The 18,329-nt window shown below is 48.0% G+C and carries 14 protein-coding genes; 7 read left to right on the top strand and 7 right to left on the bottom strand.

What is annotated here, in order from left to right:
- The first annotated feature begins 7 nt into the window (after positions 1 to 7).
- Both IEY24_RS01510 and IEY24_RS01505 read left to right on the top strand, forming a co-directional pair.
- A complete protein-coding gene (locus IEY24_RS01510; RefSeq protein ID WP_188927981.1) occupies positions 8 to 568 on the top strand; it encodes a hypothetical protein in 561 nt (186 codons plus the stop codon).
- A 155-nt stretch (positions 569 to 723) separates the two neighbouring features.
- Complete coding sequence (locus IEY24_RS01505) at positions 724 to 2,955, top strand: T9SS type A sorting domain-containing protein (RefSeq protein ID WP_188927979.1); 2,232 nt, start codon at positions 724 to 726, stop codon at positions 2,953 to 2,955.
- Positions 2,956 to 3,732: 777 nt separating this feature from the next.
- Here the strand turns inward: IEY24_RS01505 and IEY24_RS01500 are convergent.
- The gene (locus IEY24_RS01500; RefSeq protein ID WP_188927977.1) at positions 3,733 to 4,728 is read right to left on the bottom strand and encodes a chemotaxis protein CheB; all 996 of its coding nucleotides are present in this window, start codon (positions 4,726 to 4,728) and stop codon (positions 3,733 to 3,735) included.
- Between the two features lie 62 nt (positions 4,729 to 4,790).
- Positions 4,791 to 7,976 carry a CheR family methyltransferase gene (locus IEY24_RS01495; protein ID WP_188927975.1) on the bottom strand — a complete coding sequence of 1,062 codons (3,186 nt, stop codon included), beginning with the start codon at positions 7,974 to 7,976 and terminating at the stop codon, positions 4,791 to 4,793.
- A 157-nt stretch (positions 7,977 to 8,133) separates the two neighbouring features.
- On the opposite strand from IEY24_RS01495, the gene IEY24_RS01490 reads away from it, so the two are divergent.
- Positions 8,134 to 8,397 carry a hypothetical protein gene (locus IEY24_RS01490; protein ID WP_188927973.1) on the top strand — a complete coding sequence of 88 codons (264 nt, stop codon included), beginning with the start codon at positions 8,134 to 8,136 and terminating at the stop codon, positions 8,395 to 8,397.
- A gap of 475 nt (positions 8,398 to 8,872) precedes the next feature.
- On the opposite strand, the gene glgX is transcribed toward IEY24_RS01490, so the two are convergent.
- Entirely contained in the window at positions 8,873 to 11,071 is a 2,199-nt protein-coding gene (glgX, locus tag IEY24_RS01485; protein WP_188927971.1) for a glycogen debranching protein GlgX, read from the bottom strand.
- Positions 11,072 to 11,154: 83 nt separating this feature from the next.
- Positions 11,155 to 11,424, bottom strand: coding sequence for a hypothetical protein (locus IEY24_RS01480; RefSeq protein ID WP_188927969.1), 270 nt, complete (start codon positions 11,422 to 11,424; stop codon positions 11,155 to 11,157).
- A gap of 188 nt (positions 11,425 to 11,612) precedes the next feature.
- Here IEY24_RS01480 and IEY24_RS01475 point away from each other — a divergent pair, with 188 nt between their 5' ends.
- A complete protein-coding gene (locus IEY24_RS01475; RefSeq protein WP_188927967.1) occupies positions 11,613 to 12,041 on the top strand; it encodes a response regulator in 429 nt (142 codons plus the stop codon).
- 81 nt (positions 12,042 to 12,122) lie between these two features.
- Positions 12,123 to 12,578, top strand: coding sequence for an alpha amylase C-terminal domain-containing protein (locus tag IEY24_RS01470; RefSeq protein WP_188927965.1), 456 nt, complete (start codon positions 12,123 to 12,125; stop codon positions 12,576 to 12,578).
- 288 nt (positions 12,579 to 12,866) lie between these two features.
- On the opposite strand, the gene IEY24_RS01465 is transcribed toward IEY24_RS01470, so the two are convergent.
- On the bottom strand, positions 12,867 to 13,130 hold the full coding sequence (locus IEY24_RS01465) for a GlsB/YeaQ/YmgE family stress response membrane protein (RefSeq protein WP_188927963.1): 264 nt from the start codon (positions 13,128 to 13,130) through the stop codon (positions 12,867 to 12,869).
- A gap of 240 nt (positions 13,131 to 13,370) precedes the next feature.
- On the opposite strand from IEY24_RS01465, the gene IEY24_RS01460 reads away from it, so the two are divergent.
- Both IEY24_RS01460 and IEY24_RS01455 read left to right on the top strand, forming a co-directional pair.
- On the top strand, positions 13,371 to 13,997 hold the full coding sequence (locus tag IEY24_RS01460; RefSeq protein ID WP_188927960.1) for a hypothetical protein: 627 nt from the start codon (positions 13,371 to 13,373) through the stop codon (positions 13,995 to 13,997).
- Between the two features lie 349 nt (positions 13,998 to 14,346).
- Positions 14,347 to 14,979: a LysE family translocator gene (locus IEY24_RS01455; protein WP_188927958.1), complete on the top strand. Its 633-nt coding sequence runs from the start codon at positions 14,347 to 14,349 to the stop codon at positions 14,977 to 14,979.
- Between the two features lie 80 nt (positions 14,980 to 15,059).
- Here the strand turns inward: IEY24_RS01455 and IEY24_RS01450 are convergent, their stop codons facing one another.
- Positions 15,060 to 15,833, bottom strand: a complete 774-nt coding sequence (locus tag IEY24_RS01450) for a DUF4249 family protein (RefSeq protein WP_188927956.1) — start codon at positions 15,831 to 15,833, stop codon at positions 15,060 to 15,062.
- Between the two features lie 2 nt (positions 15,834 to 15,835).
- On the bottom strand, positions 15,836 to 18,148 hold the full coding sequence (locus IEY24_RS01445; RefSeq protein WP_188927955.1) for a TonB-dependent receptor: 2,313 nt from the start codon (positions 18,146 to 18,148) through the stop codon (positions 15,836 to 15,838).
- Positions 18,149 to 18,329: the final 181 nt, after the last annotated feature.

Below are 18,329 nucleotides of genomic sequence, written 5' to 3'. Positions count from 1 at the left end.
ACACGTCATGAAAATTTTATTAAAAAGTCTTGTGTTGCTTGGTATCTCGTCTATTCTATTCAATTGCAGCAGTGAAGAGCCACTACCGGAGAGAAATGTAAACGCCGCCCAGGCGGACGGTCTGACGACCAACCTCAGAACCGCTTCTCTCGCTAGCGGATATACAATTCAACAGCCTAGTCAGACCGCCTGGCGCCTGGCAAAAACGCTCTCTGTACCCATAGGCAAGGGCTTCAACATTGGCCATCCGTACGCGATCACCGACAAGGGGCTTGGCGACATCAATTGGAGTATATCTGTTTGTTACCCTGAATTGAAACCTGTAAAAGTCGCATTCCACAATCTGGGAATCGTCGATATTTCAACTCTCACACCGCTGAGCGTCGCAAAACTCGCATTTAATCAAAACGTAATTGGCAACGCACCAGCAGGATCCGCATCCTGGATCAACTATATGCCTGCCAAAACGATTATCGCCTGCAAAACACAGGCAGGAAAGTATTACCTGCTGGAAATAGTGGTCGATAATCCATTACAGATTAACATATATATCCCTGTTCGGATGTAATTTCCACTGGAATCCCTAAGCCCATCCATTTTGACGGGAGTTGAGGGGGCAGAGCCAGTGAGCTTCATAGGAATAAAATAATCGCCGGTTTTCTAAATTTTTAAGCAAAGCGCCACGTGCGGGCGAAGTTTGAGTGTCCTTTTACTTCGAACGCCATGGTACAACCACTCATTACGCCAGTGGGTTACCTCGGACGCATTAGCCTGAACTTCAAACCAAACCCGGTCATGAAAAAATACTTCCACCTGCTTGCTTTGCTACTGATTGTCCTTGCCACTCCGCATCTTCGTGCACAGGGACCGCAAAGAGTCGTCTGGAATGGTCGTGAACTCGCTCTTGAGGCTATGCCGACTACGGACGCAAGCCTGAGGACGGCCGCGCACGACATTCATGGCTCTATCACACAGAACTCGCTTCGGCCTGAGAGTGCGATAGATATCCACTTCGATTTCGGCCCCGCCACGCCCGTCGATTCGATCGCTTATTTTGTCTTCGTTATCAAGCCCGCCTGCGCATCGCCATTTTGCAATGAAGAGTCGGTCGCATCAAGCTACGTAACTGCGAAGATGATCAACAAATCGGCCCGGACCCTCGATTTTACCATGGGCGGCCTGATTCCCGGTAAGAACTATTCATTTGTATCGTACGTGTTTGGGCTGGACGGCGAGTGGTGCAATGGATCGGACGCAGCCATGATGTCCTTCACCACTGCGCCACCGCCCGCGTCCAAAAGCGAAAAGATGCTGATTATCATTAACAAGGAATATGAAGGTAATGCACGTCTCAATGCGGCCCTTGATCAGTATGAGGCCGACATCCAAAGCACTATGCCGTTGATGATTTTCGAACGGTACTACCAGCAGACCAGCAATATCAAAAAGGCCCAGCTTTACCTCGACATTCAAAACCGTTTTGAGCACGACAACCTTTCGACGCTTTTCTTTCTGGGCAGCAACGCATCCATCACCGCCTACACCGAAATGCTCGACGCCAATGAGCAGGCTGCCTGGGTTTATACCGGGGAGACATTCTCCTACTACGCCCATCCTTTGTACTCGACTTATCAATATGACGCACGGACGGATGCATTTAAGAAATCAACCTATCAGGATATCTGCATGGTGCGGTCTGCGGACGCTCGCCCTGCGGTGTTCCAGCAAAACAACGCGGCCCTTTCAATGGGCATGGTCTTGCCCGATGTATTGCACGACACCGATCAGCAGATTGATTATATCGTTGATTATCTTGAGAAGGCACATGCATTCCGGCAAAAGCAATTCAACTTCGAGCCCCGGATGCTGGCTACCGATGGGTTCGTGAGCGAACAGGGCATCATAGACCTCGCGATTGGCAGCGGCAACTGGATTTCCGGCGAAGCCCTTCAATACGGCCGCGAGAAAGACCCGGTTTATTCAGGCGACGACATCGTCTGGAAAAACGATTTCACTGCCAAGCTGAGCAACAATTCCTACGAGATCTTCACACTTACGCTTCATGGCGCGCCGCAATACCATTCTTTCGGGATATACGGCCAGGACATCACTAATTTACCCAGCCTCAACACGCGGCTGATCGACCTCTATTCATGCTCGGTAGGCGGCTACACGGCTCCCGGTTTCCTGGGAGGACTCTACCTCGGAAAAGGCAATGTGATGAACGTGCATGCATTCTCGCAAAACATCGGCCTGGTCTCCGAAACCGGTAAAAGCGGCCTCGAACGCCTCTACAAATCAGAAGGTGCCTATACTTTTTTAGCGAAAGACTACCCCATTGGAAGCGCCTACCGGTATTTCAATGGCTACAACGAAGCCGAACTGATCCTGGGGGACCCGCTCCTCACGCTGCGTATAGCTGCCCCGTATCCGGTGACCTTGGCGACATTCGAGGCACATAAATCCGAAACCAGGGCACTACTGACCTGGACGACCACCGAAGAGATCAATGCCGAACGTTTTGAAATAGAACACAGCACTAACGGTAAGGCTTGGCGGCAGATCGGTGAAACTGTTGCCCAAGGACTCACCGGCGGCAACAGGTACGAATTCAGCCATACAGATCCCCACCCGGGCACCAACCTGTACCGCCTGAAAATGGTGGATACTGATGGTACATATACCCATTCAAAAGCTGTTTGCCTGACATTTGAATGGACAAATCAGGTTTCCATCTTCCCTAACCCGACTTCTGCTAGTTTCAGCATGGCAATACCCGCCGCGCAAAAAATTCAATCGGTGCGGTTGAAGAACGCAGCCGGCAAGACCGTACGCAGCTATGAAAAGCCTTCTAGCCACCAGATAGGGCTAAGAGGTGTACCAGCGGGAGTATATGTGGTAGAAATTGATACGGACACCGGCGGATATACCGGGAAAATTGTGGTGGCGGAATAGTATACCGGTGCCCCCTTAAGAAAACAGCTTCGAATTCCGCGTTCGCTGATGGTTTATCGCGCTTGATCGGCCGCTGCCAGCGTTTTCAACTGCTTTTTTGACAACGTCTCGCCAGGAATAAATTCTCCATGTATCCACCTAACAAAATTAGTAGCATGCGTCTGATAGACAGCTATTGAAAGGGAAGTAAGCCCGGACTGACTGACCTGGCTCAGATAGTCTTTCAGCAGCCGGCAGACCTCCTGGCTGAGATCAGTATCAATATTATTTTGAGTCATGTTGTATTAGTAAAGGGTTTTAGGGCGCTTTGGATATTGGATATAAGAAATAATCGCTGCTGAATTTGCCCAAACAATCAGTGGAATCATCCGACCCTGTGAGCTTTCCAGCAGAATTACCCACTGAAAAAGCATTCGTTTTTTTTGACACTGCGCCAGAAGAATGTGCTGCATTTGATGGCTGAATTCTAAAAGTTTTCTGACAATCCCGTGAAGCTCATCTTCTGGCTAACTGAATTTGAAGTTTAAAGCAAATCAAAACGTTCGCCTGACAACTACCTTTGTATTTTGTACAGACCAACAGGCTGACAGAGTACTACCCGAGAGTGAGCCCATCATCCAACGGAAGGATAAAGTGTATATCAGCGCTAATCAAAATGATTATGCTGATACCCTGGCAGCTGCATATTCGATAAGGCTCTGCAATCAGCTGGCGGTAACATGTCACAGGTTGAGAGCAAATCCGGAAATGTGAGGCCGGCGGGGAGAATTCAGGGCTTCAAGCGGATGCGTCTTGGGTAGCTTCCTCGCCGTCAGCAAGCAGGATCGCCTTGATCCGGTCAATATGGATCTGGGACAGTTTTGCCCGTTCCAATGCGGACGTGCTGACTGCACCGGTTTGCCCCTTTGCAAAAGTGGTAAGCAGGTTCCTTCGCTCCTCGAACATGCGCAGCGCAGTCCACATGGTCTCTTCGATCTTTAATGTTTGCTCGGTTATCAATGCTTGTGCGGTATAAGCGTGACCCACATGGCAGCGGAACCGGGTGGAGGGCCCGTCATCCATTTTCCAGAGAACGCCCCCACAACCGGGGCAATTGAAAGGGACCTGCTCGCCCAATGCGTTTACGGCGGGCAGATCGCTTAATACACGTTTGGCGATTTTTGCCTCAATCAGTATATCTTTCGGGATTGGTATCTTCTTAGCCGTTTTCGACCCCAAAAGCTGATAAAGCAAACCTCCCATTTCAGAAATCGGGACGCAATAATCCACTTTTATCTGGCTTAAAGCATTAGCGGGCATATCAGGATATTCCGCGTCTTGCGGATCCTGCACAATCAAAGTCCCGCCGCATCGCCTGATAGCAATCAGACCGGCCGTCCCGTCATCCAGGTAACCAGTTAAAAGAACCCCGATCACGCGATTGCCGAATACTACCGCAGCCGACCGAAACAAGGGGTCGATCGCAGGCCGGGAGCGGTTCTCTTGCGCGCCCTTCGTCACCAGGATACGCTGGTCGTCGCCGACCATCAGGTGATGATCGGAAGGTGCCAGGTATAAATGCCCGTCTTTCAGGGTTGCCCCGCTTACGGCCTTTTCGCATTTTATGTTGCTTTGCTGATCAAGTGCATCTAAAAGCAAATTCCCGGTCGCGTCGGCTGAAATATGCATGACGACTAATATCGGTGCAGGGAAACTCGGTTGGAGCTGATTGATTAATGCTTTTAACGCACTGAGCCCGCCCGCTGATGTGCCTATCACTATCACTTTTCCCATTGGACCTTGCCTGTTTACCTGATTAGTCATAACAATACGTCAAAAGAGAATTTTGAGAGCTATTACAAAAGCCCTGCCACAGGAAAATAGATTACGAACTTACTTCCGGCGCCGGGCGTGCTCTCAACACGGATACTTCCGCCAGCGGCGTCAATGATCTTTTTGGCAAGGTAAAGCCCTATCCCCTGTCCTTCACGGTCAATCCCGAGCCTGCCGTATTTATCAAAGATCTTGTCGAGATCACTTTCTGCCATGCCAATACCATTATCCTGAACGGACAGAACGGTGAAATCGTTACCTGCCGATGTCTGGATGGTAATTGCCGGTGCTTCGTCGGAGCGATATTTAATGCCATTTGAAACCAGGTTAAAAAGAATACTTCTCATATTCTTTTTCGAAAAATGGATCTGACCGACTTTCAAATCGCTTTGAATGACAGCACCAGTTTGCTTTATCTTATCCCCAAGGCTCCATAGAATGTTGTCTACAATTTCATCCAGTTCTACCATTTCCTTTGATCCTGCTTCATCTTCAATGCTGGCTACTGCACCGATATCCTTAACCAGGGACCTGAACTTTTCAACTGAATTGCGGATGGCCCCTATGAGAGGTTGCATGTCGGGGTTATCAACTTGCATATGCTCGATTAAACCAATACCTGCCGCGATACTTCCCAGCGGTTCAAGCAGGTCATGGGATGCAGTATGGACGAAATTGTCCAGATCGGCGTTAATGCGCGTCAGGATTTCATTCTTTTTGTCCAGCTGGCGTTGAATATCTTTCAGGTTCGTAATGTCATTAAAGGTGATGATTGCACCGGTCCTCTTGTTGCCAAGCTGCTGGATGTAAGGCATGGTCATGACCTGATACCACTTACCATCATTAGCTTGTACCTCCCGGGTAACGGGATAACCATTTTCAACGACCTGGCCGACATCATCTGCAATGGTTTCAAACCTGAAATTAGTCGAGATATTACTCAGCGACCGACCAATGTCGCTTTCCAGCAAGTTGATATGCAGGACTGTTCCAGGGGAAAACCGCATTAGCCGAAGTTCCGAGTCAACAAAGAGCTGCCCGTTAATATTGCTTTTGAAATAGTTGTTCAGATCGTCATTAAGCTCTAAAAGCTCCTTGTTCTTGAGCTGGTAGTCAGCATTGATTGTATGCAACTCTTCATTAATGGACTGCATTTCTTCGTTGGTGCTCTGCATTTCCTCGTTGGCCGATAGCAGCTCTTCATTAAAAGATTGCATATTCTCGTTGAGCGCAAACAGCTTTTCGCTGGCGGTAGCCAGTTGGTCCTTTTGATCCTTATTTTCCTGTTCCAAAAACCTGGAATAGTCGTCCAGGTAGAGCTTCTCGTCAAACTCCATTGTGCCAGAGAGCAAATCCGACCGGTCATCCTCGGTAAACTGGATAACCAGAAACCCGTTCGGCCGGCCTTTGTAAATCATGGGACTTACCGACAGGCTTACTTTGATCGTTTCCTGGTTTTGTTGGATGAAGATGCCAGTTACCTGCGCTCTTCGCTGGGTTTCACCGACCTTATTGCGCGCCGTCTTAAATGCGATGTTGAGAGGGCCAGGTAAAAGTTCTGTTAAATCGGAAGTAAAGTTCCTTTGATGCAAGAACCTGCTTGTAGGGCCGTAGGATTTGAGCACCTTGTTGTTTTCATCAATGCAGACGATCAGTCGCTGCTCCTCGCTGAATACCGTTTCATTGATCGCTCCATCCAGGGTGCGTTCAGGAGTTTTAGCGACTTCCGGTTGGGACGGCCCTAAGCTGGCCGGCTTGTGATATATGTATTCGGGTATGGTAAAGCCCTCAAAATTTACGGTTGGACCAGCGTCGAGCTTCTTGTAGATTTTTGATTTCTTGTCGACAATTTTCAGACCTTTCAATATAGGTAACGGGTTCTCGCTCGAACCTAGAAACAAATAGCCTTCGGGTTTAAGCCCAAAAAAAAGCATTTGATAGATTTTCTGCTGCAAGGTGGGTGTCATGTAGATCAGCAGGTTACGGCAGCTGATCAGGTGCATATTACAATATGGTGGATTTTTCACAAGATCGTGCCTGGAAAAGATGACCATTTTCCGTATTTCGGCCGTCACCTTATAGCCATTGCCTTCCTGCACGAAGTATTTTTCCAGATGTGCTGGTGTTGTCTGGGAAACCACGGCGGGTGTGTAGATACCTTTACCCGCATGGGTCAGCGCAGCAGTATCGATATCGGTAGCAAAAATTTTTACTTGACGGTCTTTGATACTTTCTCCTAAAATTTCACTTACCATGATCGCCATCGAATACGCTTCCTCGCCTGTCGCGCAACCGGCCACCCATATCCTGATTTCCTGATCAGGTGCAAGACCGTTCACTATTGCGGGGAGCACCTTCTTTTCGAGGCAGTCAAATGCTTCCGTGTCACGGAAGAAAGCGGTCACACTGATCAGAAACTCTTTGGCCAGCGCTTCTATCTCCTGCGGGGAACCCTTGGCGAAGGCCAGGTAGTTGTCTAGCTTTTCAAAGTTATTATAAGCGGCCCTTCGTTTGATCCGTCTCAAAATGGTCGATTCCTTGTAGTCGGAGAAATCCAGCGGTAGTTGCTGGCTGATCAGCTCAACCAACCCGGCCATATTCTCAACATCGGACATGCCTGCTGCCAGCAGTTCTATTTCCCGCTTCACATAGTCCTCAATGACCTTGGGCATAGCTTCCGGCTCGACAATAAAATCCACCAAGCCTGTGGCAACCGCATTGGAAGGCATACTGTTGAATTCGGTGGTTTCCGGGTTTCTGGCAATTACCATCCCTCCTGCCCTCTTGATCGCTTTCAGCCCGTCACTACCGTCGGAGCCAAGGCCTGACAAGATCACCCCTATCGCTTTGGGACCGTAATCGACGGCGAGGGAGGAAAAAAATGTATTAATGGTCAGGTGAGGACCTTTGACATTGCCTTTTTCACTTAAATGTAAATGACCGTTTCTAACGATCATAAACTTGTCGCCTGGGATAATATAGACAAAATTGGTTTCCAGCCCCATGCCATCTTCTGCCTGTATCATTACCAGTTGGCTGTATCTGGACAAGACCTCTGCCAACCGGCTTTCATAGTCGGCAGACAAATGCTGGACAACAATATAGGAAACGCCGTCCAGGCGTGTGTTTTCAAAAAATGAAATCAGCTCATCCAGCCCACCGGCCGATGCGCCGATGGCAACAATGTGATGTGGTTCAATCGATTTCATACGTAGCCAATGATAAAGTATACCCCGCTTTCTTACCCTCACTGTTTCAGGTACTATAATTGAGCCAAAGATATGCCTGGCAGCGACAAATCTGATGGTATTCATTGAAATGGGTATGATTTTTGTTAGGCGGCCGCGTACTAAAAGATTAATGTTTATGGAAAACTTAAGAAAGGCTGATCATGGAGAAGGCAAAGTGGCGGAAGCAATTGAAGAACAGACTTCCAAGTTACCCTCCGATATTTTCCTGTGGGCATCAGTGGGCGTTATGGGAGTGTCGCTTGCTCTAAAGATCATGGGACGTAAACACACCGCTCTGTTTGTCGGGCAATGGGCCTCACCGATTTTACTGATGGGGGTCTACAACAAGATCGTCAAAACACAGGGACACGACCAGCAGGAGACCGTCTCTAATTTTTGATGGCTGGACGATATTAAAACCGGCCCGCAATAAACATAAAGGTCACTGCAAGGTGACCTTTATGTTGGAGTGGAAACACATCAGGCCAGCGGTTGGTCCCTCATTTTTGTAAATACTGAAAATTCCGCACGCTTTCATATATACGTGGCCTACACTCCCAAGGCTGCCCGCTTCTGAGCGTGAAAAACAGCCGTTGCCTGCACGTTTTCGCCCGTCGCATCGGCTTTAACTAAATAAGGCTGCGTTGAAGGGCAGTGAACAAACCAGGATCATGATTCCCATCAGCACCCCGAGTTGGGGAATTTGCGTGGAAGGTGATGCGATTGCACCAATCAGCAAAGCAAGGTTAAATGATAGCGGTCCGGATAAGAACTTCCAGCAGAAACTCGGCGGCGCCTGGCCAAACAGTATGCGATCTCATTCCCAAGGAAGAATATCTTCCTTTTTCATTTCAAATTGAGTGAGGCAACTGAAATTAAGTGTTGGTTTTGTCGCTTCCTGCGTCTGAGCATTTCAATACCATTACAGTACGCGCAGGAACTGTAAGTTTATCGCCGGACTTGAAATCATCACCCTTCTCAGCGATCATTCCCGCATCGGTATCGATCACCACGTGCCAGCCATCGCCACATTCATCGGAGGGCAGCATAAAATCGATGCGATCGCTGGTACGATTGAAAATAAGCAAGAAACTGTCGTCCACCAGCCGCTCTCCATCCATATTTACGCACCGGATACCCCGACCATTTAGGTAAACGCCCAAGATGGTTGCATCCTCGGTTTCCCACTGTTCATCGCGTATCTGGCTGCCATCCGGCAGTAGCCACATGATGTCCTTGGCGTCCGTACCGTGAAGCGACAGCCCTTGAAACCAGCGCCGGCGGCGGAACGAGGGATGATCTTTACAAAATCTGATCAAACCTCTGGTAAAATCGAGCAGTGCCGAATCTGCGTTTTGCCACGAGATCCAGGAGATTCTGTCATCGTGACAATAACTGTTGTTGTTACCACCCTGGGTGCGCCCAAGCTCATCTCCTGCCACCAGCATCGGCACTCCCTGCGAGAGGAACATGGTCGCCAGCAAATTGCGTTTTTGCTTCCGGCGGAGGTGGTTGATACTTTCATCATCGGTTTCGCCCTCCGCACCGCAGTTCCATGACCGGTTATCGTCTGCGCCGTCCTTATTGTCTTCACCATTGGCCTCATTATGCTTTTCGTTATAGGAAACTAGGTCATGAAGCGTAAAGCCGTCATGTGCTGTGATGAAGTTGATGCTTGCAGTAGGCCGACGGTAGTCGCCCCGGTAAAGATCCGGGCTGCCTGTAAACCGGTTTGCAAATGTGCTGAAACTGATCGCTTCCCCTCGCCAGAAATCGCGGATCTCGTCCCGGAACTTGTCGTTCCATTCTGCCCAGCCAGCAGGAAATTTGCCCACCATATAGCCCTCCTCACCAATGTCCCAGGGTTCGGCAATGAGCTTGACCTGCGAAATGACCGGGTCCTGATGTATGATGTTAAAAAAGGAGCTAAGGGTATCCGTCTCGTGTAACGTGCGGGCGAGCGTAGAGGCAAGATCAAACCGGAAACCGTCCACGTGCATTTCGGTGATCCAGTAACGCAGACTGTCCATGATCAGAGCGAGCACATTGGGAAGTTGTACATTCAGTGTGTTACCAGTACCGGTATAATCCATATAATAGCGCTGGTTTTCCGGGATAAGCCGGTAATAGGAAGCGTTGTCAAAGCCTTTGAAGGAAAGCGTCGGACCCAAATGGTTACCTTCGGCGGTATGGTTGTAGACAACATCCAGGATCACCTCGATACCCGCCTTATGCAGCTGTTTTACCATATTTTTAAACTCGGTAACCTGCTCCCCGCCGCGACCGCTGGCGCTGTAACGCGCATCCGGGGCGAAGAAGCCCAGTGTATTGTACCCCCAATAGTTGGTAAGGCCCTTTTCGAGCAAATGCTGATCGGCCACAAACTGGTGAACTGGCATAATTTCAAGGGCTGTAATACCGAGTGATTTCAAGTAATCGATGGCAACCGGGTGAGCCAGTGCCGCGTAGGTTCCACGGATGTCTTCCGGAATATCGGGATGCAAGGCCGTCATGCCCTTGACGTGCGCCTCGTAGATGATAGAGTCGTGGTAGGGAATTTCCAGGCGGGCGTCGTCTTCCCAGTCAAACCGGCTATCAATGACGACAGATTTGGGAATGAATGAGGCGCTGTCGCTTTCGCTGAAACTTGCATCCTCCTGCTCGCTCCCTATCTGGTAGCCAAATAAAGCTTTATCCCATTTCAATTCACCGGCGAGTGCCCGGCTGTAAGGGTCTACCAGCAGCTTGTTGGGATTGAAGCGGTGACCGTTTTCCGGCTCATACCGGCCATGAACACGGTAGCCGTATAGCTGCCCTACTTTGAGGCCAGGTACGTAAACGTGCCAGACGTGGTGTGTAACTTCCTCAATTTTAATTTTGATATATTCCTCTTTATCGTTTTCGCTTTCGAACAGGCAAAGCTCCATTCCATCGGCGTTTTCAGAGAAAACTGCAAAATTCACCCCGTTTTCATCGGGGGTCGCACCCAGCGGAAATGGTTTTCCCGGCAATGCTTTAAGTTGCCGGGAAGCCGGGGCCTCAAGCAGTTCATTTTCTATGTGTCTGTCCGGCATGTCGTCTGTTGAGAAAGTGGGATTAGTAAATTTGTTTGCAGCTCGCAGTTCTGCTGTTTAGTCGTCATTTTTTCTTTTTTTCGTTACTCAGGTACTTTGACATCGTGCTTTCTGCTGGTTGAGTCAGCGTTCAGATTAGATTGGTTGGAAGGATAACCAAGGCTGTCGTCCTGGTTATCTTCACCTACGCCCGAGGTTGACCTGCTAGTCGCCCCGCTACTGTCGTTGGGGGTAGTTTGCGATGCACTTCCCGAACCGGCACTCCTGTTGGTATCATCGTTCCCTGTCCCGCAGGAAGATACAGCTATGCACAGGCCCAGCAGCAATGCCCCCAAAAGTCTGATAGTTTTCATGATAAAATGCGTTTACAAGTTTGTGAATCTCAAAGGCCGAGGGCGTTTCCATGGCAAGCGGAATTATAAAAGCCATGCCAGAAAACTTCGGGACAACAAAGGTTAGGTATGGGCGCAGGCGAAGAGAACTTTAAAAAGTGTAGGTGGCACCATTTTTTTATACTTCCCTTTTCATATATGGCAATCCCATGGATAAAACTGGTGTAATTATCATTATCGAAGATGACCCCGACGATCAGTTTGTGCTGGAAGAAGTATTTAAAGAACTAGGCTATTCAAACAAAAGAATTTATTTCGCAGATGGATTATCGGCCCTGGACTATCTCTATAGAACCACTGAACGGCCTTTTATCATAATTTCTGATATCAATCTGCCGAAATTAAACGGACTTGAACTCAGAAAAAAAGTGCAGACCGATGCCGCACTAAGTCTTAGATGTATTCCCTACATATATTTTACAACAGCCATTAATCAGCGGGTTGTTATCGATGCGTATAGTACTTCCGCGCAAGGCTTTTTTGTAAAACCCGGAGCATTCGAGGAAATAAAAGAAACCATCAGGATCATGATCGAATATTGGAAAAAGTGTGCAGCTCCGAATAATTTTGATGGCTAGCGACTGTACTTACGATTGCTCATTTTTTAAAATCTATGAGCAATATCAAACTAAAACAAAATATCAAAGCAGGACAAATCGATGATGACCTTAGAAAATAGCTTCCCCATGGAAGGAACAAAAGACAAACGCTTTTCAGCTTTCTTGACTGCCTTTCAACTCAGACCTGATTTGATGAAAGACCTTCAAACACTTATAGAAAAGCGCCCGGATCTGCTATTTGGGGAACATCACTGGCGGACTATTTCTGAAAATGGGACTAATTTTAGCTTCCCTGAAACCGGTAGGCCTCATAATAATGTAGTCGCATTTTCCCGAATTTTAAGTGGAAGGGAAATATTGTGCGCGATCAACCTTCATCATCAAGATGACGCTATCGTTTACGTTACGTTGGATAACAGTTTGCATCCGAGTGGCTCCCGAATGACTTGCTTGTATGCGTCGGCCCCTAGTCCTGGTGAACTAAATGTGGAAGACAGGAATGGAAAAGCAGTCCGGCTTACGATCCCGCCCGGATCGCTTGTCGTATATGGCTGATCAACTCTAAAAAGCATTCAACATAAGTCTTTCTACGGCCCTTGCACCTACTGCGGGCTCCGGACATGAAGTATCGTCTCCGTTTAAAGCCGTTTGGCAACGTCACAGATACCAATCATGTGAAATAGACAGATGAGACTCTGTATCCATCTCTACTCCTCCAATCACTCCCTCTGTTGAACTGTTCGGAAATTCCGATTAGCTCCGCCTTCATGCTCAATTAAGTTGATGCGCTTTTTGCAAGAATAGTACAATCCCAAATCCAGTCACTTAGATGCGGCAGCCTCTTTAAGACCGGTTCTGGCCGGCAGCAAACTTTCTGTAAATGAACAGAAGAAGAACCGAACCTAAAACTGCGACAAACAGACTCCCAATATTGAAGCCATCAACTGTTCCGTAGCCTAGCAATGAGGAAATCCATCCACCAACGACCGCACCAACAATTCCAATTATAATTGTCAGGAAAAAGCCGCCCGGATCCTTGCCCGGGTGGATGGCCTTCGCAATTGCACCTGCGACAAGTCCAATAATAATCCATGTGATGATTCCCATATGTAATGTTTGATTGTTTATTAAGCACCTCGTCAAAAACTATGCCGGTTCGAACCAAATCGTCGGAATACACATCAATCAATTAAATCAGATTGTAACAATAGGTAACCGCATTGAGGTAAACCAAATCAGCATGGCACCATTTCCGGAAGACGGTCCAGCTCCTATCGCATGCGTACTCGGCACAGATATTTTGATCATCAGCAATCAATAAATTATGAACATTAAACCTTTTGTTTTATGGCAAAGACAGTCGTAGGGATTTTTGAATACGAAAGTGATGCGCAGAATGCACAAAATCACTTGCTTTCTAACGGGTTCGGTGATGGCGATGTAGATATTAAAATTGCAAGCTACAAGTCCGGGGACAATGATTCATCCGCCGACTCGGATGAAAATGCGTTTGAAAGGATTACTAATTTCTTCAAAGAACTTTTCAAAGGCGATCGTCACGAGACCGAACGATATACGGAAGCCGGCAAACGAGGCAGTATTGTTACGGTTCATGCCGGAAGCTCGGATGAGGCAGTCGCTGCCGCCCAGATCATGGACAAGTTCGGCGCCATTGACGTAACCAACAGTCAATCCGTTTCCCAGCCAGGCAAGCGATATGAAGATCCGATTGTTAATCCACCCGGTGTCTCAGACGGCGATCAATTAACGCCTAACAGCGTGGACGCACGCGGTTTGTATCTAAAAAGTAGGATCATTGACAGGCCGCTGCCGCAGGAACAACGCCTTCGCCAACAACCCTTTTCAATTGAGCCCCCAGAGAGTACAACGCCCCAGCAGCAGGCACCCGAGCTGAACAATACAGTCGCTCAACGCGATGCATTAATCAAGGAAATCATTGATAAGGATAAATGAAAGTAAATCAGAAATGCAAAACCGGCGGTTCTTGATACACCGCCGGTTTTGCATAAGTGTATATTTTTCCCTGATTGGGATTCGGCAATCGCCATTCTGGCAAAAATTCGGTCGCAAAGCCCCTTCATGTGGCCCGCGGTCACCCAGATGGATTATGCTGGCCTGTTCGCAGCTGAACTAGGGTTCTTAGCGGATATAAATATACTCGCTCAATTGCCTGACGTAGCGGCAGTAAATATCGAGGCAGAACCCGGTAGAATGGCCGCTCAGACATGATTGGACTGCTCACTTCTGAAAAAACGGACTATCACAAACAGCGGGTTTTATGTGAGCTTTGAAAAAACAAATCATGATACCAGCTGATAACCTTTTGATTTTCGCCTTAGCCGCCTTAGGCCTTGTGCTGAGCCCGGGGCCCAATATGATTTATCTGATATCGCGTTCTATCAGCCAGGGGCGCAGAGCCGGCTTATTGTCATTGATAGGTATTGTGTTAGGTTTCCTGATACATATCATGTTGGTTTCCCTGGGGTTATCTGCCGTGTTCTTGACTATTCCCATTGCTTACGAGGTGTTGCGCTGGCTTGGCGTGGGATACCTGCTGTATCTGGCCTGGGAGGGTATAAGGCCCGGCAGTACCTCTCCATTTCAGACCCGTAACCTTTCGATTGACTCAGACTCCAAACTGGTACGCATGGGTTTTGTAACCAGTGCATTGAATCCCAAGGTTGCCGTATTCTATCTGTCTTTCTTCCCTCAGTTCACCCGTCCGGAATATGGATCGCTGATAAGCCAGAATCTGACGCTGGGCTTTACGCAATTGCTGATCAGCACTTTTGTAAATACCATCATTATTTTCGCGGCGGCCAGCGTAGCCAGGTGGTTTCACACCCGGCCCACCTATGTGAGCGTGCAGAAATGGATTATGTCGGGTGTTCTGACAGGGCTGGCTGTTCGTATGGCTATTGATAAGGGCAAATGATTTCTCGCAGAGCCCGGATGGAATACTGCCCTGTCTTACTCTCCAGGAATGTGGCATATTTTCCTTTAACTGGTGAGCTTTTACTTAAACACAAAGCTTCTTGTTCTAATGGTATGTGCGCAGAAATAACCCATCGCGCCACCCAATATATTGGTTTTGGGGTTGGAGATCACTGCTGAGTTTTGTTTCAGAGCCTGATCCAGGGTGTAGTAGAAGTCATACACGGCGGCATCGATGCATTGCAGGTCCACTGTAACGACATCGCCCTTTCTGATATCTACGTCATTATTTAAAACGTGGCTTACCCTTGCCCCGTTGTTGATCTTGTCGTTGTGCAGGTATATCTCTCGCGATGGTCTGTTCTGAACCGTTAACACGAGATGATAAAAGTTTCCCCGCCCGACGGGATCACCATAGATGGCAACAATGTCCGTGCCGTCGCCAAATGCAGCTGGTTTCGTGTACACGCTGTCCAGTGCAATGGGGAGCGGCATTGTGGAAACGGAGGAAAATATTTCATTTCCCACCATCACCACCAGTTTGTAGGTGTGCCCGGGGATGCCCTCCAAAAAGTAAGTCCGGTGCCGGCCAGGGGCCACCTCCGTCAAGGTATCTGTCAATCCGACGTTCTGATCTGTAATGCAGACTTTGGCGCCACTGACTGCCGGAAAATTGTTATCCTGATCAAAATTAATGGAGCTCGTTATTTTTATTTCATACGGTCCGGGCTGGTCGGTGATATTTCCGGTGACGACATATCTGGGAGAAGACGGATTGAGCTCGATATCAATCACTTTTTGACATGAATAAAGTGCGATTACGCCCAATACGAGCGTCCAAACTAATGTTTTCATAACTAAAATTTGAAATTATAAGAAACAGAAGGCACCCATCTGAATAATGAGGTCTGGAGTGCCTGGGTTTTGGCGGGGTTGTCGGGGTCGGTTTGGAAGTTGATGATGTAAGGATTTTGCCTCCCGTATGCGTTATAGATGCTGATAGAAAGTTCCGGCGAAAAATGCTTACGCTCCTTTAATTTGACCGTCGCGCCCACATCCAGTCTGTGGTACGCTGGTCTTCTATACTCGTTTCGCCCGGTGTAATATGGTATAGCTTGATCGTCGATCTCATATTTACCGCTTGGAAAGGTAGCTGCGTTGCCCGTGTAGTAAACAAAATCGGCCGATACCATCCATTTTTTCGATAATTTATACATTCCTACAATGGCCAAGTCATGGGTGCGATCCTGCGTGGCCGGGTACCAGCTGTTATTATTGACACCGTTGATCCGAAGCTCTGTTCGCGATAATGTATAAGACAGCCAGCCTGTTAACCGGCCTTCATTTTTTTTCAGACTGAATTCAATACCGTACGCACGCCCCTGCCCAAATAAAAGCTGCGGCTCGATGGGTTCGTTGCTGTTCAAAATTTGAGCATTGTCTTTGTAATCGGCGACGTTATGCATCGCTTTAAAGTAGGTCTCTATACTGGATTCATAAGCATTTTCGCTGAGGTTCCGGAAAAAGCCGAGCGATACCTGGTCGGCCACCGTCGGCTTGATAATGTTATTGGTCGCCACCCATTTATCGATAGGGTTGCTTGTAATGAAATTGGAATACAGGTGCAGGTACTGCGCGTTCCGCGCATATGCTGCCTTGACTGATGAAGCATTTCCCAACTGGTAACTGGCCGATATCCGGGGTTCGAAATTCAGGTAGGTCTTATATACATGCCCTGACGAATATTGAAGTGTATCAACGATTTGGCGGCTGTCATCCAGCGTGTAAAATTTGGAATTACCGCCAAGGACCAGAAAGGCGCTTAACCGCGCTCCGATATCGATGTTAAGTCTTGGGCTCGCCTTCCAGCTGTCGCTGATGTAAATCGCATTCTCCCACGTCTTTGAATTTGCACTGTCGGATACGGCGGGACTGGCACTGATAATTCCCGGAGCGATTGAATGGTGAATAGCATTGAATCCAAAATGCCAGGAATTGTTAGTGTCCATATAGTAGTCGAACCCTTGCTTGAAATTCCAGTCCTGGATGGACGACAACATATTACCGTTAACGCCTGCCGTATTTACCTTGACTTTGTAACGATAGTCGCTGTAAATAAGGGAGGTGTTTGAGAATAGTTTCGAACTAAAAATATGATTCCATCGAAGGGTAGCTGTCGCATTACCCCAGTCTATGCTCAAAACGTCCCCAAATGACAAGATATCTTTACCATAGTACCCGGAGAGATAAATCCGATCTCTGTCGGTGATTTTATAGTTTAACTTGGCGTTCAGATCATAGAAATACAGGCGGTTATTACGGACGGTCGAATCGCCGGACAACCCTAGAAATGCATCTGCATAGGTCCGTCTGGCGCTCACCAGAAATGATCCTTTGCTTTTTACGATCGGACCTTCCACATTCAGCCGGGCGGCGATCAAGCCTATTCCTCCGCTTGCGTGATACGACTGATCATTGCCATCGTTCATTTTAACATCCATGACCGACGACAACCGCCCGCCATATTGCGCTGGCTCATTGCCCTTGTATAAGGTAAGGCTCTTGATCGCATCCGAATTGAAAACCGAGAAAAAGCTCAGAAGATGTGATGGGTTATACACGATTGCCTCGTCCAGCAGAACAAGATTCTGATCTGCTCCGCCTCCTCTTACATAAAAACCAGTGCCGCCTTCACCAGCGGCTTTCACTCCCGGCAAGAGCTGTACGATTTTCATGACGTCCTTTTCGCCGAATAATACAGGGAGTGAAGCCAGTTGTTTCACATTCAAATTCTCCTTTCCCATCTGCGCCGAGGTCACCGCCTCATTTTTAGCTTTTTCACTGATGAGTACCTCCTGTAAGTTGTTACCTTCGGTGGCCAACATTATCTTCAATTTATAGTCCTTATCAAGCACCACTTTTTCAGCATATCGTGCATATCCTATATAGCTGGCATTGATAGTGTAGGAGGCTGCCGGGAGGGAGATGGAGAAAAAACCGTATTCATTCGTTACCGTCCCCTTATCAGTACCCTCGATGCCGACAGTGGCCCCAATCAGGGACTCGCCGGTCGCTTTGTCGGTTACTGTTCCACTAATCGTATATATTTTCTGCCCGATGCTGCTCAGACTGGCAAAAAGCAACATGCCAACTATCAGTAGTTTGTTCATAACATAGAATTGAAGTCGGACAAAACTACTTTTCTATACCTCAGCGGCTTCGGCGAATTATAGCAAGGAGGCTAACTTTTATACCAAAGATGCCGGCCATTATAGAACCGCAACCTGTGTCCGGGCAACAGAAATCAGGGAGCTGTGTTGGTATAATAAAGCAAGCCGTTTGTATAATTCA

This window comes from Dyadobacter endophyticus (genome assembly GCF_014641595.1).
Lineage (GTDB): Bacteria > Bacteroidota > Bacteroidia > Cytophagales > Spirosomataceae > Dyadobacter > Dyadobacter endophyticus.
Note: the sequence above shows the minus strand (reverse complement) of the source record. Positions and strands in the feature narration are given on the sequence as shown.